A 21,259-nucleotide genomic window follows, 5' to 3' on the forward strand; every position below is an offset into this window, starting at 1 on the left:
ACGCGGCTGACAGGGAAGGTCGCCTTCGTGGTCGGCGGTTACGGAGCGATCGGGACAACGATCTCGGAAATGCTGGCTGCCGCGGGTGCGACATGCATTGTCGCAGGGCGCAACGGCGAACGTTCGCGAGGACTAGCCAAGGAGTTCCACGCGCGGGGATGGAACGCGGCGGGAGCAGAAGTCGATGCCAGCAACGTCAAGGCTGTTCGGGACCTGACAGACGGACTCGTCAAGGAGCATGGGACGATCGACATACTCGTGAATTGTGTCGGCTTCCACAAAGAACAGCCCTTCCTTGAGGTCACGGAAGACGCCTTCGATGAAGTTTATACGAAGACCCTTCGCGTCGGGATGTTCCTCTCGCAGGCCGTTGCGCGGCACCAGGTCGCCGTGGGCAGAGGCGGCAGTCAAGTTCACCTCCTATCGGTACGATCATCGCTTGCCTTCCGTGATCGAGGGTACAGTTCAATGTGCGCGGCAAAGGGTGGTCTGGCCATCCTTATGAAACAACAGGCGACAGAACTTGCCCCCCACCAGATCACCGTAAATGGAATTGCGCCCAGTGCCGTCCGCACGCGAAAGAACGACGAGGTGCTTCGAGACCCCGCTGCTTTCCAGCGCGCTGCCGCTAATATTCCCTTTGGACGGCTTGCCACACCGACGGATGTCGCCGGTGCGGTGTTGTTTTTCGCATCACCGCTTTCGCGATTTGTCACCGGCCAAACGCTGTTTGTCGATGGCGCACTGACTGCCGGAACCTAAAGATCGAGGACATCATGGAAACGCATCGACAGATACAACATCGCCCAACCTCACTATCAGAGAACCCTTCCGTTGAGATGTCCCCCGAACATTCGCCAGACTATCCAGAACGCCGATCTATCAACCCTCGCGCTCTTATCAGGTCGTCGGGTGCCCTTCTATCTTGATGACCAAGGAACCGTCCTGCCTAACCCAGAGCGGGGCAAATCCCCACACAGGGTTTTTCTATGTGGTTGTGTGCGTCAAGTTCTGCAAAATCGGGCGGTCATGAGTGCTGGTCATGCGGCTTGACGGAGTGCGAGTTTCTTGTGCTCTCGCGGATCGTCCATGTTGATGTAGCGATTGGCCTCCATCCAGTTTTCGTGGGTTTCGACGGCGAGCGCGCGGAGGAGGAGCCGGCTTGGTCGCCGGCATTCTGTTGACGCTGTTCCTGCCGCGCGTGCTCCCCGGATCGGTCGATATGGCGTTGCGTCAACGGCATGAACGGCGACCGGTGGAACGCTGGATCTCGCTGATGCAGTCGGGAAGCCCCGGAGGCGCAGCCTGCTCGATGCCAGCAACCTTGTGCGCGGCAACTAGGCGCTTAGCGCGTGCGCCGGGCCGCGGCGAAGGCGAAGAAAGCAGAAGCGCTGCACGATCAATGTAGCAGCGCCGGCGCAGTAGCAACAATGCCTGCCAGCCCAGGTAGAGCTGAAGGATAATAGCCTCTTCTGCCGTGACGAATCCATCGACAGCGGCTCAGTAGCAGCGCGTATGTTTAGGCTGACCTGCCTGGATTGGTTGTCCGGGATTTAAAACTATTTCCGATAGGTTTGGCTGAAATCATTCAGTTGCATCAAGTTTCGCAAAATTCCTTAAGTTGAGATGGCCGCGATCTGTCGTCCCGTCATGACCCGGCTTTCACGCAGGGCACCCTGCCGCTTGAGGATTGGATATGCGATTGCAGCGATATGGGCGTTGATGCGCTTGAGATCGCGCAGGATGTCGAGATGCAGCGAACAGGTCTGTAAACTGTCGATCATTCCGTCGCGCAGCCTTGCCATGTGATTGGCGGCCGAGCGTTCCTCGAGGTTTCGGATCTCGACCTTGGATTCGACCAGTTGGCGGGCGAGCTGCAAATCGCCGGTGACCAGGATGCTCTGGGCTAGCCGCAGGTTCTCCAGCGTCACCCTATAAAGCTCCTCGATCTCGGCTGCACCTTCGGCCGAGAAGCTCAGTTGGTTACGGATCTTCTTGTCCACGAGATCGCGCAGATTTCGATCGACGATGTCGCCGATGGGCTCGAGATTGGTGGCATATCCGATGATCTCGTTCGAACGCTGCTCGTCCGCCTCATCGAGAGCGGAACTGTTCAGTCTGGCGAGGTAAAGCTTGACGGCGCTGTTCAAAGCTGGTCGACCTCGTCGTCCATCGCGGCAATCCCGGAAGATCGGGCCGGATCGTTCTTTCGCAACGCGTCTAGGTTCGTCTGCAGCATCGTCGTGATGCAATCGCCGATTCGCAGCGTCTCGCGGGCACCACCTGCAAGCGCCAGGGCGGGCGTACCGAGACTACTATTGAGATCGAGATGACGTGGTCCACCATCCAGTTCGGCGGCCTCGGGAAGGAAGCGGCGCAGCAGAGCCGATAGCGGCCGCAGGATCGGCAGCATGATGACTGCGAGTAGAATGTTGAAGGCAATATGCGTATCGACGACGAGTGCCGCCGGGTCGTGACTTATGTCAGACAGAAGTCTTGCGGCCGTCTCGCTAAACGGAAGGATAGCAACACATCCAATCAGCCGCACGAGCATATTGCCCATCGTCACCCGACGCGCCATTGCGCCGTGACGCAGGGTCCCGAGAATGGGTGAACCCGCGCCACCAAGATTGGCGCCGAGCACCAGTGCGATACCGAGTGCGGGTGTCACGGTTCCGCTAGCAGCGAGCGACATCGCCAGCAGCACGATCGCGAGGCTGGAGGATGAGGCGATAGCAAGGACGGCGGCAACAATGACGGCAAGCACCGGTACCGCGTCGAGCGATTCCATCAGGGCGACGAGCACGGGTGAATGCTGCATCGGCTCTGTCGCCTGACCGAGAAGACGCAATGACAGCAGCATCAATGCGAGGCCGAGGACGGCGCGCGACAGGCCCTTGGCCGGCTTGGAATGGCTGAAGCCGAAGGCGGACACGCCAAAGGCAATCATCAATGGCGCAAGGAAGAAGGTCGAAGGCGAGAATACGCGTGACCAGGCTCGTACCGACATTGGCGCCAAGCATGATCGCCAGTGCCATAATCGAGCTCATGAAGCCGCTCCCGGCAAAGGAGGCGGTCATAAGCGCGGTGGCCGTGCTGCTCTGCAACGCAATGGTTGCGACGAGGCCCATGCCAAAGGCCAACAGCCCATTGCGCGTGCCGGAGCCGATCCACCTGCGCAGTCTGGCGCCGAAGGAGCGGATTACACCGGTTTTCACCAGCCGAAGACCCCAAAGCAGAAGTGCCACAGCACCGATCAGGTCAAGCATTTTGAGCCACCCGGTTGCTATCTTGCCAAGCGCTCTGCATCAGCTATTCCAGTCCAATACGATCTTGCCGGAATTGCCGCTTTGCATCGTCTTGAACCCGAGCTCATAGTCGCTGACCGGGAGCCTATGGGTAATGACCTTGCGGACATCGAGGCCGCTCTGCAGCATTGCCAGCATTTTGTGCCACGTCTCGAACATCTCGCGGCCGTAGATACCCTTCACCGTGAGCATCTTGAAGACGACCTTGGTCCAGTCGACCAGAGCAGGCCGTGCGGGAATACCAAGCATGGCAATCTTTCCGCCCATGACGAGATGGTCGACCATCTGGTCAAAGGCCGCCGGAGCGCCGCTCATCTCAAGCCCGATATCAAAGCCTTCCTTCATACCAAGGCGAGCTTTGACAGATGCAAGGTCTTCCCTGCTGACATCGACCGTGATGACATCCGCCACATCGGCGGCGAGCGCCAGGCGTTGTGGATTGACATCGGTGATAACGACATGGCGTGCACCGACATGACGGGCAACTGCCGCGCTCATTATGCCGATCGGGCCAGCGCCGGTGATCAGAACGTCCTCGCCGACGAGGTCAAAGGAGAGTGCAGTGTGCACAGCATTGCCAAGCGGATCGAGGATTGCGCCCAGCTCGTCATCGATGGCGTCGGGAAGCGACACGACATTAAAGGCTGGCAGGCGAAGATACTCCGCAAAAGCTCCAGGTATGTTGACACCGATTCCCTTTGTCTCCGGATCCAGATGGAACCGTCCTCCCCGAGCAGCTCGACTGTTCAAGCCGATGACATGGCCTTCGCCGGAGACTCTCTGGCCGACTGCAAGGTTACGGACATTGGCGCCTAGCTCAACTATCTCACCGGCGTATTCGTGCCCGACGACCATAGGCACGGGAACGGTTCTCTGCGCCCACTAGTCCCAGGCGTAGATATGAATGTCTGTACCGCAGATACCCGTCTTGTTGATCTTAATCAGGACATCATCGGGACCGATCGATGGCATCGGGCGATCATCGAGCCAGAGGCCAGGTTGCGCTTCCGCTTTGACAAGAGCTTTCATGAAAACACCTCTGTTGAACATCAAATGACGCCCAGCGACTTTCCGGCATCGCTGAAGGCATCGATCGCAAAGTCGACGTCCTTTTCGGTCAGCGCTGCGGACATCTGGGTCCTGATTCGCGCCCTGCCCTTAGGCACGACGGGGAAGAAGAAGCCGGCGACATAGACGCCACGCTCATCCAAAGCTTGAGCCATATCCTGTGCGAGGCGCGCTTCATGCAGCATCACGGGAATAATCGGCGTCTTCCCAGGCAGCAGATCAAATCCGGCCTTCTGCATACCCGACCGGAAGCGCTCGGCGTGAGAAGACAGTGTCTGGCGACGGTCGTCGGCTTTATCGGCAATTTCGATTGCCTTGATCAATCCGGCCGCAACTGCTGGAGCGAGGCTGTTGGAGAAGAGGTAGGGGCGTGACCTTTGACGCAGGAGATCGACGATCGGTTGGGACGCAGCGACGAAACCACCCATGGCCCCACCCAGGCTTTTGCCAAGCGTCCCAGTGATGATATCGACCCGCTGATTGACGCCCGTCAATGCCGGTGCTCCGCGCCCGGCCTCACCAACGTGGCCGGTCGCGTGACAGTCGTCGACCATGACCAGGGCGCCGTATCGTTCCGCTAGTTCGCAGATGCCCCGGAGATTGGCCACATAGCCATCCATAGAGAACACGCCGTCGGTGGCGATTAGCTTGAACCGCGCCCCATCTGCATCGGCCTGTTTCAGCCGGTCTTCCAGTTCGTCCATGTCGCCGTTGGCAAACCGATATCGCTTCGCCTTGCAAAGACGCACCCCGTCAATGATCGAGGCGTGATTGAGGCTATCAGAAATGATGGCATCGTCCGCTTCCAGCAGTGGTTCGAACACGCCGCCATTGGCGTCGAAGCAGGCTGCGAACAGGATGGCGTCGTCCTTGCCGAGATACCGTGCAATTGTCTGCTCAAGTTCCCGATGGAGTGTTTGCGTGCCGCAAATGAAGCGCACCGAGGCCATCCCGAAACCAAACTCATCGAGGCCGTCTTCGCGGCAGCTATAATCTCCGGGTGGTCCGCAAGCCCGAGATAGTTGTTGGCGCAGAGATTTATTTGCTCTCGCGGACCGTCCTTGGTCGATCGAGAAATCCGGCCAGCCTGAGGACCAGTGATTTGACGCTCGACCTTCAGAAGTCCTTCTGCGGTAATATCTGCCAGCGTCTGGTATAGATGTTTGTTGAATTCGCGCATTCATACGATCCCTTCCAGGGTTAACCGTGAGACCAGCCCAAGTAGTTGGTTCAAAAGCGGCTCATCGCTGCGACCCTGTGTGGCTATCCTACGTGCGCCGCCACGGCCTCGGTCCACAGCCATAGCTGGTCTTCGGCACCAAGTGATTTGGCTATGCCCTCGACGTATCGTGTTGCCGTTTCAAGGAAGGCCGCGTCCCCGAACGCGGCCTTGAACTGATCGATCTTTTCGAGATCCAACATCAGCGAGAATTCCTCGCCCTGGTTGACGATTTCCACGCCAAAATCGTGATCGTTGCTGTTGGCGATACCGATACGTGTCATGCGCCCCCCTCAGGCCAGGAAGAGTTTCTCGTTCGTCTTTACCTGATCCATCTTCTGCAGGCGGAAGATTTCTTCGACGCTGACAATGTCGTTGTTGACCGCATGGATGCCGCGATCCTTGAGGATACGGACGAATACGTCCTGCATGGCGGTGACGGAGGCGCGAATGGCATGGTTGCCGTAGATGACGATCGCGATCTTGCCGAGCGCCTTTATCCGCTCCTCGTTCATTTCCGGATAGGCGGTCGGCACGATGACGATCGGCACCTTGCCATTCCAATTTCGCACGAAGCTCTCCACTTCATCTGGCGTCTTTTGCTTGGAATGCACCAGGACCATATCGGCCCCGGCGGCTTCGTAGGCGGCAGCGCGCTTCAAAGCCTCTTCCTCACCCAGTCCGGCGATCAGCGCCTCTGTGCGGGCGAGGATCAGGAAATCAGGATTGGAGCGCGTGGCAACGGCCGCACGGATTTTTCCTTGAAACTCTTCCAATCTCAGTAAGTCCTGGCGTCCATCGGCCACGAGGCTCGTAACCTTCGGGAAAGTCTTGTCCTCAATAACGACAGCCGCAGCGCCGGCGCGTTCGTATTGTTGGATCGCGTAGATGACGTTGATCGCATTGCCGAAACCAGTGTCAATATCGGCGATGATAGGCAGCGAACTCTGCTCACCCATAGCGCGCACCATGTCGAGATGTTGCGTCATCGAGATCATGCTGACATCGGCGAGACCGTAAAGAGCGGACAGTTCAAAGCCCGATGCCCAGATGCCGTCAAAACCTGCCTCTTCCACCAAACGTGCCGAAAGCGGGCTGTGCGCTGCCATCACATGGGCGAGACCATTTGCAATAATCGTCTGCTTGAGTTGTTTGCCTTTGCTCATGCCGCGTCCTCCTGAACAAGCGCTTGGCAGGCGGCGATGATCCGGTCGCACCCCTCTGTCAGTTCCGCTTCGGAAGAAGCGTAAGATATCCGAAAGTAGGGTGACATCAGGAAACCGGAGCCGGGAACGACGGCGACGCCGGCATCCTCAAGCAGAAACATCGCAACGTCCTCGTCGGTTCTGATGATTTGGCCAGCGGGTGTTCTCCTGCCGATCAGACCTTCGCAAGAGGCGAAGACGTAGAATGCCCCGTCGGGAGCAGTGCAGCGCAGTCCGTAGGCTTCGTTGAGTTTTCTGACGACGAGATCCCGGCGGGCCTCATATTGCTTGATGAACCCAGGAAGATAGGACTGATCGCCGCCAATGGCCTCGACTGCGGCGTATTGAGAGATCGAACTGGTATGGGAGGCGGTCTGACCCTGGATGGTGTTCATGGCCTTGATGAGATCGGCTGGCCCGGCGCCGTAGCCGAGGCGCCAGCCGGTCATGGCGTTGGCCTTCGAGACGCCATTGACGGTCAATGTCCTGTCGTAAACCCAAGGTGCGACAGCGGCGATGGTCGCGAATTTGGCTTCGTCATAGACGAGCTTTTCATAGATGTCGTCGGCTAGCACCATGACGTGCGAATGGTTTCTCAGCACCTCAGCCAGCGCGCGAAGCTCCTCCGCGCTGTAGACGGCACCCGTCGGGTTGGACGGCGAGTTCAGCATCAGCCAGCGCGTGCGCGGCGTGATGTGCTTTTCGAACGCTTCCGGCGTCAGCTTGAAACCATCTGCTTCACTGCAGGAAATGATGACCGGACTGCCGCCAGCGAGGCGGACCATATCGGGATAGGACACCCAGCAAGGCGCCGGAATGATCACCTCGTCACCCGGATCGAGGGTCGCAAACAGGGCGTTGAACAGGATCTGCTTAGCGCCGCAGGCAGTGGTGATCTGATTGATTTCGTAGTGCAGATTGTTTTCGCACTCGAACTTCTCCTGGATGACCTTAAGGAGAGGGGCGATGCCCGGAACCGGGGTGTATTTTGTCTTGCCGGAGCGGATCGCATCGATCCCGGCGTTCTTGACGTTCTCGGGCGTATCGAAATCCGGTTCTCCGGCGCTGAGAGCGATGACGCTTTTTCCGAGTTCCTTTAACTCGCGCGCTTTGGCGGTCATGGCCTTGGTGGCCGACGGCTTAACAGCGCCGAGCCTTTTCGAGATGACAGTCAATGTAGCCTCCTTGCATGCGCCCTGCGGCGCGGGTGTCGAGGCAACCTAGGCTGTGCGACAAGGATCAGCCACCTTATCCATAGCATTTCTGAGGGGTTAAAATCGCATTTTCCAATGTGAGCGCAATTGCAGAGATAAGCCACGGCAATTCAGACAGAGAGTCAGCTTCGCTTCATGTCACGATCTGCTTTTGGCCAGTGGGGTCATTCCGCGTTTCCATTCGTGCCATCCATGGCCCCGGCTTTTCGGCACAGCCTGGTGATCCATCGGCAGAAGGCACGGGCAAGATCGGGGTTGTGGCTCCGGTCGAGAGCGTAGGCGTGATATTGCCTGCCGCTGTTGACGCGCGATCCGGGCAAGACGTCCAACAGTCCTTGGGCAATCAGATCCGCAACCAAAATCTGCGGCGTCACCAGTAAACTTTGCCCGGTCGCGACTGCCGGCAACGCCAAATAGTGATGATCATACCGCGCGCCGAAGAGTATATCGGAGGTCTTCAGCCCCAAGGCACGAGTCCAGATCGGAATGATGTCGGGTCTCGACGTGACCGTTATGAGGGGCGTGGTGCGCAAAGAAGCGAGGCTGCGCCCCGCGACAAATTTCGGCGCCCCGACGCACACAAGCTGCTCGTCATGGATGTCCCAGCGGTCCGACGCTTGCGTGAGCGCCAGGTCGCGTGTCAGCAGGACATCGAAATTGTCTGTTGCAACTGGGGCAGACAGGGAGGTAACGATATCCACCGTCACGCCGCCCAATTCTTTGGAAAAGTACTGAAGATTGGGGATCAAAAGCGAATAGGAGAAAGTGGATAGCGACGTCCGCACGATCAGACGGTTTGGCTCCTTCCGATCGCCGCGGCGCATCCGATTGGCCGTGAACAGTATCGTCTCCAATGGCTCGGAGACAGCATCCGCGAAGAGACGACCGAAATCGGTCAGTTGCGTGCTGCGACCGCGACGCTGGACCAGCTTAGCGCCGAGATATTCTTCCAAGACGGCAAGATGACGACTGGCAGAGCTTTGCGTTATTCCAAGGCTCTCGGCTGCGCGCGTTACACTATGCTCGCGGGCGATTTGCACGAACGCGCGCACCGCATTGAGAGATAGATCTTCCTTGTCGGACATGCCGGACATTTCCATGGGGGCAAATGGACGAAGCGTCAATCGTGAATCGCTTATTTGATATCGAATTTTCCGATGTCTGTCATTTATTTGTAGCAAAAAGCGCTGATTAGCTACCTACCAACGCCAAATACTTCTGGCCTGGTAAAAGGCCCTCGAAAATAGAAGGGGAACAAAATGGCGGAAATTTCGATACGGAGCATCCGTAAATCCTTTGGCGCGACTTCTGTTCTGAAGGACGTCTCGCTTGAAATCGCCGACGGCGAATTCCTGACGCTGCTCGGTCCCTCCGGCTGCGGGAAGTCGACCCTGTTGCGGATCCTTGCGGGGCTTGAGGTACAAACCGGAGGCTCGCTGGCGATCGGGGGCCGTATCGTGGACGGCGTGCGGCCGAAGCGGCGCGATGTCGCTATGGTGTTCCAGTCCTACGCGCTCTATCCACATATGACGGTGGCGCAGAACATGGCGCTGCCGCTGAGAATGCGGCGCCTTTCGTCCTGGCAACGGCTGCCTGTGGTCGGCCGGTTCCTGCCGGGAACGACGGCGGTTGGCGCGGAGATCGAAAAGGACGTGATGCGCACCGCCAAGGCGTTGGGCATCGGCCACCTGCTGGCGAGAAAGCCTGGGCAGTTGTCGGGCGGCCAGCGCCAGCGCGTGGCGGTCGGTCGCGCCATGGTGCGCCAGCCGGTCGTCTTCCTGATGGACGAGCCGCTGTCCAACCTCGACGCCAAGCTGAGGGTGCAGATGCGCGCCGAGATCAAGGAGTTGCATCAGCGCCTCGGCGTCACCTTCGTCTATGTCACCCACGACCAGTCCGAGGCGATGACCATGTCGGACCGGGTCGCGGTGATGCTCGACGGTGAGCTTTTGCAGGTGGCGCCCCCGCAGGAGATCTATGCCGATCCCGACGACCGGCGCGTCGCCGAGTTCATCGGCTCGCCAAAGATCAACCTCCTCGAGGCGACGCTGCGTTCGGACGGACTGGCCGATGCCGCCGGCACAAGCTTCACAATAGCGACGGGTCTCGCACCCGGATCAACCCTTTCCTTGGGCATCCGCCCAGAAGCCTTCCATCTCGTTGATGCGAGCAAGGACAATGTCTTAACCGGTTCGGTGCGACTGGTCGAGCATATGGGCTCCGACTTATATGTGCATTTGGATGTGCCCGGTGCCGATCATCCTCTTGTCGCCCGGCTGCTCGCGGAACGCGCGCCTCATATTGATCGGGGTCAGACCCTCCATCTGGGCGTTAAGCCGGAGCGCCTGCTGCTCTTCGCGGCCGATGGGCGGCGGCTGCGTCCTGATGGAAATACGAAGGCGAAGGTGCTGCAGATCAAGGAGCGCGTCTAATGAGCACGGCTCCCTTTACCGCGCCGGAGCGCGCCGGTTCTAACACGGCCGGAACTCGAAAGGCGCTGCGCAATCATCGGATTGCCGAAGTATTCGCGGCATGGTCGTTGGCTGGCCCGGCGTTCATCCTGCTTGCCGTCCTGTTCTTCCTGCCGGTCTTCGCCGTCTTCGCCATTGCGCTTACCGACTGGCAGTTCGGTGCAAGTTCGCTCTCCTTCGTCGGCTTCGCCAACTTCAAGGAAGTCTTCGCCGACGAGGGCTTCCGCGCCTCGTTCGTCAACACCATCCTTTATGTTGCGATCGTCGTGCCCGGCACGATCTTGCTCGGTCTGGCGATCGCGCTCCTGATCGAAGCTGGCCGGTCGTTCAGAGCCTTTTACCGGGCGATCCACTTCCTGCCCTTCATGGCGACGCTGACGGCCATGGCGATTGCATGGGAATCCCTCTTGCATCCGACCATCGGCCTCGTCAGCCAGACACTCGCCAGCCTCGGCCTGCCAACGGCCAACTGGCTGCGTGACGAGAACACCGTGCTACCGGTTCTGGCCGTCATCGGTATCTGGCAGAATCTCGGCTTCGCCATGGTGCTCTTCCTTGCCGGGCTGAAATCCATCCCGCAGGATCTTTATGACGCCGCCGACATCGATGGCGCCGATCTGTGGCTCGACCGGCTGCGCACCGTCACGCTGCCGATGCTTGGGCCGGTCTCGATGTTCGTCTTCATTGTTGTGGCCCTTCGAGCATTCGAAACCTTCGACACCGTACAGGTCCTGACCCAGGGCGGTCCCGGCCACGCCTCGGAAATGCTGCTCTACACGCTTTATCGCGAGAGCTTCCAGTACCTGCGCACCGGCTACGGCGCCTCGGTCGCCGTCGTCTTCCTCTTCATCGTCGTTGCGTTGACGCTCATCCAGGCCCGCGTCATGGAGAAAAGGGTTCACTACCAATGAGCATTCACCGTCTCGCGCCACCCTCGGCCATTCTTCGCCATGCCGCGCTTCTGATCACCGGCGCGCTGATCCTCATCCCCTTCGTCTGGATGGTCTCGCTGTCGATCAAACCACCGGGCGAGATCTTCCGCGCCTCGTTTTCATTCTGGCCCGAACAGTTCTACGGGATCGAGAACTACACCAAGGCCCTGACCGAGGCGCCGCTACCGCGGTACATGCTCAACGGTGTCTTTGTTTGTGCGATGATCGTCGTGCTGCAGATTCTTGTCTGTGCGCCGGCTGCCTATGCACTCGCCAAGCTCGACTTCCCGGGCAAGAATCTCCTCTTTGCGATGGTGCTGATCGCGCTGCTCTTGCCGCATGAAGTCCTGGCCCTGCCGCTGTTCATCCTCGGTTATCAGATCGGTATTCTCAACACCTATGCGGCGCTGATCTTCCCCTATCTCGTCTCACCCTTCGGCATCTTCCTGTTCCGGCAGTTCTTCAAGACCATCCCCGACGATGTCATTCACGCTGCCCGGCTTGATGGACTGTCGGAGCTGTCAATCGTCTGGAAGATCATGGTGCCGATGGCCCTGCCAGCCATCATCGCCTTCGGCATCTTCTCGGTCGTCGGCCACTGGAACAGCCTGTTCTGGCCGCTGATCGCAGTCCGCGACCAGGGGCTCATGCCGCCGCCGCTTGGCATCATGGCTTTCAAGAACGAAGAAGCCGGCAACGACTACGGCCCCCTTATGGCGGCATCAACCCTCGTCGTCGCTCCCCTCATCATCGCATTCCTCTCCGCCCAACGATGGTTCGTCGAAGGCCTCACAGGCGGAGCGGTGAAGTGACCTCCAAAAATAGGACAGCTACAATGAAACTGACTCGCCGAGTTTTCGCTAAAATAATCGCTGTTGGTCTCGCCACAGCTCCAGCGATTTCCATTCTCTCCGCAACCGAAGCATCGGCGGAGACAATCACACTGAAGATTTCCCATGCTTGGCCAAATCGAACAGAGTTCCTGGATAAAATGCAGGCCAGCTTCAACGCGACGCATGACGACGTGCAGATCGAGTATGTTGCTGCAGGAGACAACTGGCAGCCGCTTTTTCAATCGACGCTGCGGGATTCGCTCGTCGGGCAACTTCCCGATATCACTCATCAGCTGATCAACTATACCGGGCTTTTTACCGCCAAAAACATCGCACAGCCGATTGACGCGATACCTGGAGGCCAAGCTTTCATTTCGTCCTCGGGCGTCTCAAGTGCTCTTGTTGAGGCTGCATCGGTGAACGGACACGTCTATGCCGTACCCTACGGCCTCACCATCCCCGTTGTCTTCTACAACATGAGCCTGCTCAAGAAAGCGGGTTGGAAGCAAGAGCGTTCACCGCAAACCTGGGAAGAGATCATTGATGCCGCGGCGAAGGTCGCGGCCCTCGGCGGCAATATCAATGGTGGTTACTTGGAGTTCGAAGCGTCTAACAATTGGATGTATCAGAACGTGCTGACCGGAGTTGGTGGTTCCATGGGCGACAAAGACAGCGCCATAGGATTCGACAATGAGACCGGCGTAGAAGCTATGACGATCATCCGAGATTTCGCCAAGGCTGCGAATACTTCAGCGATGACGACGAACCAAGCGCGCCAAGCGTTCAATGCAGGAACAATGGGCATTCTGTTTCGTTCGGCAAGCGGCATTCCTTCAATTATGGAGGCTGCCCAAGCTAATAACTTCCAACTCGAGATCGGCTCCTTCCCGGTCGTTTCCGGTAAAGGCAAGCTCTCGGCGGTTTCTCACGGAATGTTCGTTCTCACCAAAGATCCCATTCGCCAAAAAGCTGCTCTTCGGTATCTCGAATGGGCTTACGGCTCCGAAGGCCAGGCGTTACAAACTCAACACGCTGGCTACCTTCCGGCCAATTCCAAGGCATTCGGCGAAAGTGATTTGTTTGCTGACTACAACAAGTCCAATCCTTACGCTCGTAACCTGATCGCGTCATTGTCGAATGCCGGAGACTGGCACACCTATCCGGTCGACAACACTGACCAGATCTTTGACGCCCAGATCGAAGTCGTTCGAAGGGTGATCACCGGCAAGACAGACCCCGCAGCGGCCGTCGCCGAAATGTCAACCGCCACTCAGAAATTTCTGAAGTGAACCCGTAGGGGCCAGTAGGCAATTGCCCTGGCCCCTTGTTCCCCCGGCAACGAAGCTCTTCGAACCGGTGCTTGCTGCGCGGGTACCATATTCAAATTCAACCAATGCATTGCACGAGGCCATCATGAACACTGCCATAGGAACACCTCAAATCGAACCACAGAAACCGGCGAGCTCTTCGCTGCCTCCTGTTCCCATGACGGGTAACCTTCCGCCGCGTGTCCCCGATGTCTTCGATCCCGAGTATCGCTCGGCGATGAAGAATGTCCTCGAAGCAAGGCAGCCGATGGACTGGATCGGTGTCCATCAATTCCTGGGTTTTCCCGAGGATCGTGTGGCCGGCGCCAAGTTCGTTACGCGCCGCCTTTCCGTGGCTCCTGATCCGGACAGGGTTGTTCTGTCCCACTCGACGCAGGCAATTTTGACCGTGCTTTGCGGTGCGCTCGTAGGAACGAGTGGCGTTCTGGCAGTCGAGGAATTGACCTATCCCGCTATGGCGAAATTTGCGAAGCAGATGGGCTTCAACCTGGTAGGCGTAAAACTAGACGAGGAAGGTATCGTACCGGACGCGTTCGAGAAAGTGTGTGAACAGCATAAGCCGCAAGCGCTCTATACTTTGCCCACGTTGCAGAATCCAACGACTGCTTTGATGGGCTTGGAGCGCCGGAAGGAAATCGTCGCGATTGCGAGAAAGCATGGCGTCGCCATACTTGAGGACGACATTTACGCGCTCCTGCCAAAGGATCTGCCGCCACCACTCGCCGAACTGGCGCCAGAGATCACCTATTATATGCTTGGCACGGCCAAATCGATCGGAGCGGGTCTGAAGGCAGCCTATCTAGTCACGCCCAAAGAAACTGATCCGGCTCGCTTGTTTTGGCCCGGGAGCGGCATGACCTACTGGATGATCGCACCCGCCAATGCCGGCGTTGCGACGGAACTGATTCATAATGGCGGTGCTGATAGGATCATTTCTGCTGTCCGCGATGAAACCCGCGCACGGCAAAAAATGGTGGCACAAACGCTGCAAGGTGCCAGCCTTCGGTGCGCACCGGAATGCTTGCATGTGTGGATGGACGTTCCGGCCAACAGAGAACTCTCTGATTTTGTTGAAGACTGTAAACGCCGAGGTGCGGAAGTCGGCCCCGCGACTACGTTTCTAATCGCCGGCGGTTCCGCTCCCCATCGCATCAGATTTGGAACTGGCAAGGCAAGAGATCGGGAGGTGCTTCAACGCGGTCTGGATGCAATTTCTGGCGCCTTCTTCCGTTGAAAATCGCTACGCCGCAATCACTTGTTGGGATCAAACTATGACACTACCTGAATTCGCATACTTCAATGGAAAAATTGTTCCCTGGAACGACACAAAAGTACATGTATTCTCGCCAGTTGCGAAATACGGCATTGGAATCTTCGAAGGGATTCGAGGATACTGGAATCCTGCCGAAGAGCAGATCTATTTGTTCCGTCTCAGGGACCACCTCGAGCGCTACGCCTTTTCGCAAAAGGCCATGCGTTTCGATGCCGGTCCTTCGGATGGAGAATTGACGCAGGCGCTGATCGACCTCTGCCGAGCTAATCAGTTTCGAACCACCGTACATATTCGCATGATGGCTTTCATCGATGAGATGGGCGAGATGGGTGCAACCGGTCCTGTGGGCACCGCCATCACAGCGCTACCGAGAGCAACGACTAAACAGGTTAGCGCGGGCGCTTCAGCCCAGATCAGTTCGTGGATGCGAATGCCCGACAACGTCATGCCGGCGAGGATCAAATGCAACGCCAACTACCACAACTCGCGTTTGGCGGTGATGCAGGCCCAGCGTGATGGTTACGATGTGGCACTTCTCCTGAACTCTAGGGGTAAGCTCTCCGAGGCGCCCGCTATGTGCGTATTCATGGTGCGTCACGGCCAGCTGATCACACCAGGCGCAACGAGTGACATTCTCGAATCAATCACTCGACAAACGGTGATGGAGATCGCCGAAGAATATCTGGGGCTGAAGACGGTCGAACGAGACGTAGATCGAACAGAACTCATACTGGCTGAAGAAGTCTTCTACTGCGGTACTGGTGCAGAGATCACTCCCGTAACTTCCGTCGATCGCATCGCTGTCGGTTCTGGTGAGCCCGGTGGGATCACCAGAAGACTACAGCACCTCTACCTCGATCTTGTCACCGGCGACAGCAAAGATCACCCTGAATGGAGAACGGCGATCTATTGAGCGAATGTCGAGCGCATTCTGTTTAATAAGTCAATGGATTGCGCCCGGAGCCTCGGTTTTAAAGTTCGGCGCGTGCACGGCTGAAAAACGAGGAACACGGTTCGCTCGGCGGCGGCAAATAGTTCTTTTAAGCATAGGAGCTAAAATGTCTCTTTCCAAGATTTGGACAGATATTGATCTGGACGGTGAAGGAAAAAGCTGCGGATATTTTCGCCTGCCGCTCGCGCTACACGACAGGTCTGGAGACGACGTGGGCTATAGCCACGAACCGATTCCCGTTGCGACGATACGCAACGGTGATGGGCCGAGGGTCCTGCTTATGGCTGGCAACCACGGGAATGAATATGAGGGGCAGATCCTGCTGATGAAGCTGATCCGCCGCCTCGAACCTAACGACATCCGGGGACAGATCATCTTTTTGCCCGCCGCCAACGCGCCGGCGGTGCGCGCCGATGCCCGGATATCGCCACTCGACGACGGCAATCTAAACCGCCATTTTCCGGGCGACTCGAATGGGCCACCAACGGCGATGATCGCGCATTTGATCGAATCTGAAATTCTCCCGCGCGTAAAATACGCGTTCGATCTCCATTCCGGCAGCAGCAGCATGGAATACGTGCCATGCGGCGCGATCGCCCGCACTGACGATCCAGACCGGTTTAGCCACTCGCTGGCTTACCTCAAGGCGTTTGGAATGCCGACCAGCATGATCATCGAACACTCTACGGGCGGCGACGGTGCAATGATCGGTGCTTGCCGAAGGGCAGGTGTATTTCACATGTCCACAGAACTTGGCGGCGGTAGCACGGTGTCGCTTGACAATCTGGCGCTTGCCGAGCGCGGCCTTGAGAGGCTTCTGCATCACGTCGGCGTGCTATCTGAGCCGAACACCGCAGAGCCCGCGCCGGAGACGCGCATTGTTCATCGCGTCCCATCCCGGGATTATGTCTATTCCGCTAGCACTCAATCAGGCCTATTCGAGCCACTCGTCAAGATCGGTGAAACGGTGACGGACGGGCAGATCGTAGGGCGCATCCACTACACTAATGCCCCGTGGCAGGCGCCGGAGCCGATCGTCTCCAGAAGCGAAGGCATCGTCATTTGCCGACGTATCCCGGCGCGTACGGCGTTGGGCGATTGTATTTTCACCCTCGCCCGCGATCTGTCGTCACAACCGCAATCGCTTGCGACCATGCTGTGATGCCATTGCAGTAGTCCCGAAGCACAAGAACCGTCCTACCCTCCATTGCCGTAACCGAGAAAAGCAATGACAAAAGGTCCAAGACTAAATTCCGAAATGGCCGAGACGAAAGCCAGGTACGAAGCCCTTCAACTTTCCGATGGCGGCGCCCCCAAGAGCCTTGCTGAAAACCGGGCGCAGCAGGCCAGGCTGCTACAACACTGGTGCGAAGGGGCTCCGGAGATCGCTGGGAACGTCGACCTGATCGTACCCACGAGGCACGGGCCCATTGAGGCAAGACTGTCTGTCCCCAACAACGCCGAAAGCGGACCTGTCGCCATTTTTCTGCATGGCGGCGGATGGGCTAGAGGTTCTACGGCCAATGGAGAGTGGGCTTGTCAGGCTGTCGCCCACGAGGCGGGGCTGCGGGTTCTTTCCCTCAACTACAGTCTGCGCCTGAAAACCCCTTTCCTACGGCGCTCGACGAAATTCAGGATGTGATGGACTGGTGCTGGGGGCCGGGTGAGGCGTTGGGGATAGACGGATCGCGCATAGTTCTCTTCGGAGCGTCTGCCGGCGGTAATCTCTCGCTGGCCTCCGCGCTGATCTGCCGGGATACAGGCAAGCCGATGCCAAAAGCGCTCGGATTGATCTACGGGGTCTTCGGCAACGACTTTGAAACGGAGAGTTACAAGGAATTCGGACCAGGACAGTTCGGACTTTCGCTGGCACGCATGAAAGAATATTTCGAGTGGTATGTTCCGACCGGAGTGGACATCAATCATCCCTATATCACACCCATGAATGCCGATCTGAAGGGTATGCCGCCTTCTTGGATCGGCTTTGGCGCTCTTGACGTTCTCAGAGACGATTCCATCGGGATCAACGAACGGCTGCGGGGCGCCGGTATTGAAACGCGGTTTCGAAATTATGACGATTTGCCGCACGGCTTTGCGACCTATCCAAGGACGGTTGCCCGCTCCAGAGAGGCCTTGTCAGATCTTGCCGGGTTCTTGTGCGAGAGGGCATTCTGATGCACGGCCAGAATCCAGAAATAATACAAAGTGCTTCGTCTTTGGCCATATTCGATATGACGGGAAACCTGCCGCCACCCGTTCCGCACGTGTTCGAAAGCGAATACCGCTGGGCAATGCAGGAAGTGCTCAATCGTGACGATCTGGCCAGCCTGTTCGCTTCCCACAGTTTCAATGGAACCGAGCGGGATCGCGCGGCAGGGGCGGAGTTTGTTTCCCGTCGGCTGACCGAGGCGCCCGATCCGGACCAGATCGTCATCACAAGCAGCACTCAGGTTGCCCTGCTGAGCCTCATTCTCGGGATTGTCGGAGTTGGGGGGCGACTGGTGGTCGATCACGTTACCTACCCATCGATCGGCCAGTTCGCCTCCTTCTTCGGCTATGAGGTGATCCCACTGCCGATAGATGCGGAGGGTATGGAGCCGGAAGCCTTCCGGGACGCCTGCAGGACCCATTCGCCGAAGGCGGTGTATTCGACACCCACCTTGCAAAATCCTACGACAGGCATCATGAGCCTGGAACGCCGACAGGAAATTGCTAATATCGCACGCGAGTACGGTGTTACCATCATCGAGGACGATATCTATTCGCTGCTTCCTACCGATCAGCCGCCACCGCTTTCGGCATTCGCTCCGGAAATCTCCTGGTATGTTCTGGGGACCACAAAGGGCGTCGCCGCAGGGCTGAAGACCTGTTACGTCGTGGCGCCGTCTGCCCAGGAGGCCAAAGCGCGGTTCTGGCCTGGCGTTCGCGCCACCTATTGGATGTGCGCTCCTGCAAACGTTACCGCAGTTACCCGACTGATCGAAAGCGGACGTATCGAACAAATCATCTCTGCTGTGCGCGATGAGACGCGAAAGCGCCAGGCAATGGTGGCCGAGTTTCTGGCGGGCACTGGTTTCAGGGCCAAGCGCGAGGGCCTGCACGTCTGGCTACCCCTTCCGGCAAGGGTTGCGGGCCGCCGATTTGTCAAGGAGTTGGAACTGCTGGGTACAAGGATCGCGCCGGGCGAGCTCTATGCTGTTGGCGATGCCGCACCGCCAAATGGTGTTCGGTTCGGTACCGGCAAACCCGCGTCCGTCGATGACTTGCGGATGCGCGTCGAGCAGATCAGAGCCACGTACGAGCAACTGATGGGTGATCGGTGATTGGTTCTAGTTTCAAGTCGCCCATCGAGATGGCGTTTAGGCAAAGCCGGAACGCCGCTGCCATTAACAACAGCAAGCGCGATAGGAACGATCATGACGCCGGGCTCCCACTGCAAATTCCTCATCGTCAGCTTCGATGGCCTTCGGCCGGACCTCGTCTCCCCGGAGTTGACGCCGAATCTGTGCCGTTTGCAGTCGCTTGGCGTAACGCTATCGAACCATCGGACGATCTATCCCAGCGAAACCCGTTCCGCATTCCCAAGCCTCGTCACCGGCACCTCCACCGGTCGGCACGGCATGGTCGGCAACAAGTATGTCGACCGTTCGGTTGCGCCACCGCGCTACGTCGATACTTCAAACGCCGTGCTCCTGCGCAAGCTCGACCTTGAAAGCGGTGGCCGCCTGATGTCAGTGCCAACACTTGGCGAGATCCTCGCATCGGTAGGGCAAAGCCTTGCCGTGCTGGCCACTAACACGCCTGGCACAACACGCTTCTTCCACCACAAGGCCGAGGATTTCGGGCATGTTCGACTCTCGGGACATTTTCCCGAGGCCTGCACACCCGACAATGTGTTGGTGGAAGCTGAAGCAGTTGTAGGGCCGCTGCTGCCGGCGCCGCCGGAAGTCCAGCCTGATACGGCTGGACAGGAGTGGATCACCTCGGTCCTTCTCAAGGTTGTCTGGCCGAAATATCGACCAGATGTCACGATCCTATCTTATGGTGAGCCTGATATCACCTCCCACTTCCACGGCACAGGTGCTGAGGCGACGCGCGACATCATCGCGCATTGTGACCTTCAGTTCGGCCGTGTGCTTGACTGGTGGGAAGCGGAAGGGCGCACCGAGGGTGTGCAGATTATTGCGATCTCGGATCACGGGCACATCACCGGCCATACTCGGGCTTCAGTGATCGACAGCCTGCGTGAAGCCGGCTTCCGTCCCGGTATAGCACCCGCGCCGGGTGTCGATGTCGCTGCTGTACCGGGACAGGTCGGCGCACTCTATCTCGCCGAGCCCACTGACGCACAGATTACGCGACTGGTGGCGACGATCACCAGCCAGCCGTGGTGTGGACCGGTTTTCACCCGCCCGAAGAACGAGACCCAGGGTATCGCGCCGGGGAGCCTTGGTAGTCATCTGGTCTTCGCCAATCATCCTCGCGCGCCCGACATTTCCTTCTCGTTCCGGGCAGATGATAGCGTCGATCCGTTTGGCCTCACCGGCGGGACGTTCTATGACAACGACCGCCCCGAGGGACTTGGCGTTCACGGCGGCTTGCATCCAAAAGAACTCGCGGCCATCGGCATTGTCGCCGGGTCGGCTTTTTCCGAGCCGGGCTCTGCCTGTGGTATCCCTTCGGGTATCTGCGATTTCGCGCCGACGATTCTGCACCTTCTCCGGATTGCTCCGCCGGACGCAATGAGCGGGCGTGTGCTGCAAGAGGTTTTGGGACATGCGCCGGGGGCGATCCCAGACGTTCGGAACGAGGCCTTCGAAGCACGCCTCGGCAGTTTTCAACAGGTTCTGCGACGCGTTCAAGTTGGAACCGCTACCTATGTGGAGGGCGCCATAATTAACGGGTGACGTGATCGTTGATGGCTGGCGCCTCCCAGCTGGAACTCTGTTCGCGGTCTTTGATAGCCACAGGTGACGACTAACAGGTGATTGTCGTCATTTTGCAAGGCAGGCGTCTGAAGCGTCGTTAAAGCCCAGCTTTTATGCGACAAACCCTGTCCGATTGTCGCAATGTACGAGAACGTCTAGTTCAAGGTTTATCGTTTATGCTGATTGGCTACATGCGTGTTTCATCTGCCGACGAACGTCAGTCGGTCAACTAATCGCCGCTGGCGTCGACGAACGTCATCTGCATCAGGATAGAGCCTCCGGCGCTCGCGACGATCCACCGGGCCTGAAGGCCTGTTTGGGGGACCTGCGGTCCGGCGACGTGTTGGTGGTGTGGAAGCTCGACCGCCTCGGCTGCTCCCTGTCACACCTCATCCGAATCGTTTATGAAATGAAGGAGCGCGGTGTCGCCTTCCGTTCGCTGACCGAGCAGATAGACGACAACAGCACCTCTTGCGTTACAGTTTTTTCATGACGAACACATTGCAATGGAGGCCAAACCGACGAAAG

The 21,259-nt window shown here is 58.1% G+C and carries 16 protein-coding genes and 5 pseudogenes; 12 read left to right on the plus strand and 9 right to left on the minus strand.

Features of this window, described 5'->3' with window-relative positions; genetic code table 11:
- Positions 1-27: 27 nt before the first annotated feature.
- On the plus strand, positions 28-762 hold the full coding sequence (locus U5G49_RS36610; RefSeq protein ID WP_284200613.1) for an SDR family NAD(P)-dependent oxidoreductase: 735 nt from the start codon (positions 28-30) through the stop codon (positions 760-762).
- 854 nt (positions 763-1,616) lie between these two features.
- Here the strand turns inward: U5G49_RS36610 and U5G49_RS36615 are convergent.
- The 9 genes and pseudogenes from U5G49_RS36615 to U5G49_RS36655 all read right to left on the minus strand — a co-directional run bounded on the left by U5G49_RS36615 (position 1,617) and on the right by U5G49_RS36655 (position 9,099).
- Positions 1,617-2,150, minus strand: a complete 534-nt coding sequence (locus U5G49_RS36615) for a PhoU domain-containing protein (RefSeq protein WP_246289367.1) — start codon at positions 2,148-2,150, stop codon at positions 1,617-1,619.
- A complete protein-coding gene (locus U5G49_RS36620) occupies positions 2,147-3,010 on the minus strand; it encodes a Na/Pi cotransporter family protein (RefSeq protein WP_246289383.1) in 864 nt (287 codons plus the stop codon). Before U5G49_RS36620 ends, U5G49_RS36615 begins: the two co-directional genes overlap by 4 nt.
- A 13-nt stretch (positions 3,011-3,023) precedes the next feature.
- Positions 3,024-3,269, minus strand: a pseudogene (locus tag U5G49_RS36625) (Na/Pi cotransporter family protein); the annotation flags it as partial.
- A 39-nt stretch (positions 3,270-3,308) separates the two neighbouring features.
- A pseudogene (gene tdh / locus U5G49_RS36630) lies at positions 3,309-4,337 on the minus strand (L-threonine 3-dehydrogenase).
- A 20-nt stretch (positions 4,338-4,357) separates the two neighbouring features.
- Positions 4,358-5,556 (minus strand): annotated as a pseudogene (locus tag U5G49_RS36635) (glycine C-acetyltransferase).
- An 83-nt stretch (positions 5,557-5,639) separates the two neighbouring features.
- On the minus strand, positions 5,640-5,879 hold the full coding sequence (locus U5G49_RS36640) for a hypothetical protein (protein ID WP_193446009.1): 240 nt from the start codon (positions 5,877-5,879) through the stop codon (positions 5,640-5,642).
- 9 nt (positions 5,880-5,888) lie between these two features.
- On the minus strand, positions 5,889-6,761 hold the full coding sequence (locus U5G49_RS36645) for a phosphonopyruvate hydrolase (RefSeq protein WP_193446008.1): 873 nt from the start codon (positions 6,759-6,761) through the stop codon (positions 5,889-5,891).
- Entirely contained in the window at positions 6,758-7,975 is a 1,218-nt protein-coding gene (locus U5G49_RS36650; protein WP_193446007.1) for a pyridoxal phosphate-dependent aminotransferase, read from the minus strand. The genes U5G49_RS36645 and U5G49_RS36650 overlap by 4 nt, the downstream gene beginning before the upstream one ends.
- Before the next feature lie 203 nt (positions 7,976-8,178).
- Positions 8,179-9,099 (minus strand): LysR family transcriptional regulator, encoded by a 921-nt coding sequence (locus U5G49_RS36655; protein ID WP_193446006.1) that lies wholly within the window; start codon positions 9,097-9,099, stop codon positions 8,179-8,181.
- A 174-nt stretch (positions 9,100-9,273) separates the two neighbouring features.
- Here U5G49_RS36655 and U5G49_RS36660 point away from each other — a divergent pair, with 174 nt between their 5' ends.
- The 11 genes and pseudogenes from U5G49_RS36660 to U5G49_RS36710 form a co-directional block, all read left to right on the plus strand.
- Positions 9,274-10,446, plus strand: coding sequence for an ABC transporter ATP-binding protein (locus U5G49_RS36660; RefSeq protein WP_193446005.1), 1,173 nt, complete (start codon positions 9,274-9,276; stop codon positions 10,444-10,446).
- On the plus strand, positions 10,446-11,396 hold the full coding sequence (locus U5G49_RS36665; protein WP_246289364.1) for a carbohydrate ABC transporter permease: 951 nt from the start codon (positions 10,446-10,448) through the stop codon (positions 11,394-11,396). The genes U5G49_RS36660 and U5G49_RS36665 overlap by 1 nt, the downstream gene beginning before the upstream one ends.
- Complete coding sequence (locus tag U5G49_RS36670) at positions 11,393-12,229, plus strand: carbohydrate ABC transporter permease (protein ID WP_193446004.1); 837 nt, start codon at positions 11,393-11,395, stop codon at positions 12,227-12,229. The genes U5G49_RS36665 and U5G49_RS36670 overlap by 4 nt, the downstream gene beginning before the upstream one ends.
- A 23-nt stretch (positions 12,230-12,252) precedes the next feature.
- A complete protein-coding gene (locus tag U5G49_RS36675) occupies positions 12,253-13,539 on the plus strand; it encodes an extracellular solute-binding protein (protein ID WP_193446003.1) in 1,287 nt (428 codons plus the stop codon).
- 124 nt (positions 13,540-13,663) lie between these two features.
- A complete protein-coding gene (locus U5G49_RS36680) occupies positions 13,664-14,812 on the plus strand; it encodes an aminotransferase-like domain-containing protein (RefSeq protein WP_193446002.1) in 1,149 nt (382 codons plus the stop codon).
- Between the two features lie 37 nt (positions 14,813-14,849).
- Positions 14,850-15,764, plus strand: coding sequence for a branched-chain amino acid transaminase (locus tag U5G49_RS36685; RefSeq protein ID WP_193446001.1), 915 nt, complete (start codon positions 14,850-14,852; stop codon positions 15,762-15,764).
- A 145-nt stretch (positions 15,765-15,909) separates the two neighbouring features.
- Positions 15,910-16,965 (plus strand): succinylglutamate desuccinylase/aspartoacylase family protein, encoded by a 1,056-nt coding sequence (locus tag U5G49_RS36690; protein ID WP_193446000.1) that lies wholly within the window; start codon positions 15,910-15,912, stop codon positions 16,963-16,965.
- Between the two features lie 96 nt (positions 16,966-17,061).
- A pseudogene (locus U5G49_RS36695) lies at positions 17,062-17,978 on the plus strand (alpha/beta hydrolase).
- The gene (locus U5G49_RS36700; protein WP_193445998.1) at positions 17,978-19,126 is read left to right on the plus strand and encodes an aminotransferase-like domain-containing protein; all 1,149 of its coding nucleotides are present in this window, start codon (positions 17,978-17,980) and stop codon (positions 19,124-19,126) included. Before U5G49_RS36695 ends, U5G49_RS36700 begins: the two are co-directional and overlap by 1 nt.
- A gap of 93 nt (positions 19,127-19,219) precedes the next feature.
- Positions 19,220-20,710 (plus strand): alkaline phosphatase family protein, encoded by a 1,491-nt coding sequence (locus U5G49_RS36705; RefSeq protein ID WP_193445997.1) that lies wholly within the window; start codon positions 19,220-19,222, stop codon positions 20,708-20,710.
- Positions 20,711-20,907: 197 nt separating this feature from the next.
- Positions 20,908-21,221: pseudogene (locus U5G49_RS36710) on the plus strand (recombinase family protein); the annotation flags it as partial.
- Between the last annotated feature and the right edge of the window lie 38 nt (positions 21,222-21,259).

The organism is Rhizobium indigoferae (assembly GCF_034554815.1).
Taxonomy (GTDB): Bacteria; Pseudomonadota; Alphaproteobacteria; order Rhizobiales; family Rhizobiaceae; genus Rhizobium; species Rhizobium leguminosarum.

Excerpts from the sequence above, each read along its gene's own strand:
- U5G49_RS36620 (WP_246289383.1), bottom strand. The coding sequence starts at position 3,010 with ATGTCGGTACGAGCCTGGTCACGCGTATTCTCGCCTTCGACCTTCTTC.
- U5G49_RS36640 (WP_193446009.1), bottom strand. The coding sequence starts at position 5,879 with ATGACACGTATCGGTATCGCCAACAGCAACGATCACGATTTTGGCGTG.
- U5G49_RS36645 (WP_193446008.1), bottom strand. The coding sequence starts at position 6,761 with ATGAGCAAAGGCAAACAACTCAAGCAGACGATTATTGCAAATGGTCTC.
- U5G49_RS36655 (WP_193446006.1), bottom strand. The coding sequence starts at position 9,099 with ATGTCCGACAAGGAAGATCTATCTCTCAATGCGGTGCGCGCGTTCGTG.
- U5G49_RS36660 (WP_193446005.1), top strand. The coding sequence starts at position 9,274 with ATGGCGGAAATTTCGATACGGAGCATCCGTAAATCCTTTGGCGCGACT.
- U5G49_RS36665 (WP_246289364.1), top strand. The coding sequence starts at position 10,446 with ATGAGCACGGCTCCCTTTACCGCGCCGGAGCGCGCCGGTTCTAACACG.
- U5G49_RS36670 (WP_193446004.1), top strand. The coding sequence starts at position 11,393 with ATGAGCATTCACCGTCTCGCGCCACCCTCGGCCATTCTTCGCCATGCC.
- U5G49_RS36675 (WP_193446003.1), top strand. The coding sequence starts at position 12,253 with ATGAAACTGACTCGCCGAGTTTTCGCTAAAATAATCGCTGTTGGTCTC.
- U5G49_RS36680 (WP_193446002.1), top strand. The coding sequence starts at position 13,664 with ATGAACACTGCCATAGGAACACCTCAAATCGAACCACAGAAACCGGCG.
- U5G49_RS36685 (WP_193446001.1), top strand. The coding sequence starts at position 14,850 with ATGACACTACCTGAATTCGCATACTTCAATGGAAAAATTGTTCCCTGG.
- U5G49_RS36690 (WP_193446000.1), top strand. The coding sequence starts at position 15,910 with ATGTCTCTTTCCAAGATTTGGACAGATATTGATCTGGACGGTGAAGGA.
- U5G49_RS36700 (WP_193445998.1), top strand. The coding sequence starts at position 17,978 with ATGCACGGCCAGAATCCAGAAATAATACAAAGTGCTTCGTCTTTGGCC.
- U5G49_RS36705 (WP_193445997.1), top strand. The coding sequence starts at position 19,220 with ATGACGCCGGGCTCCCACTGCAAATTCCTCATCGTCAGCTTCGATGGC.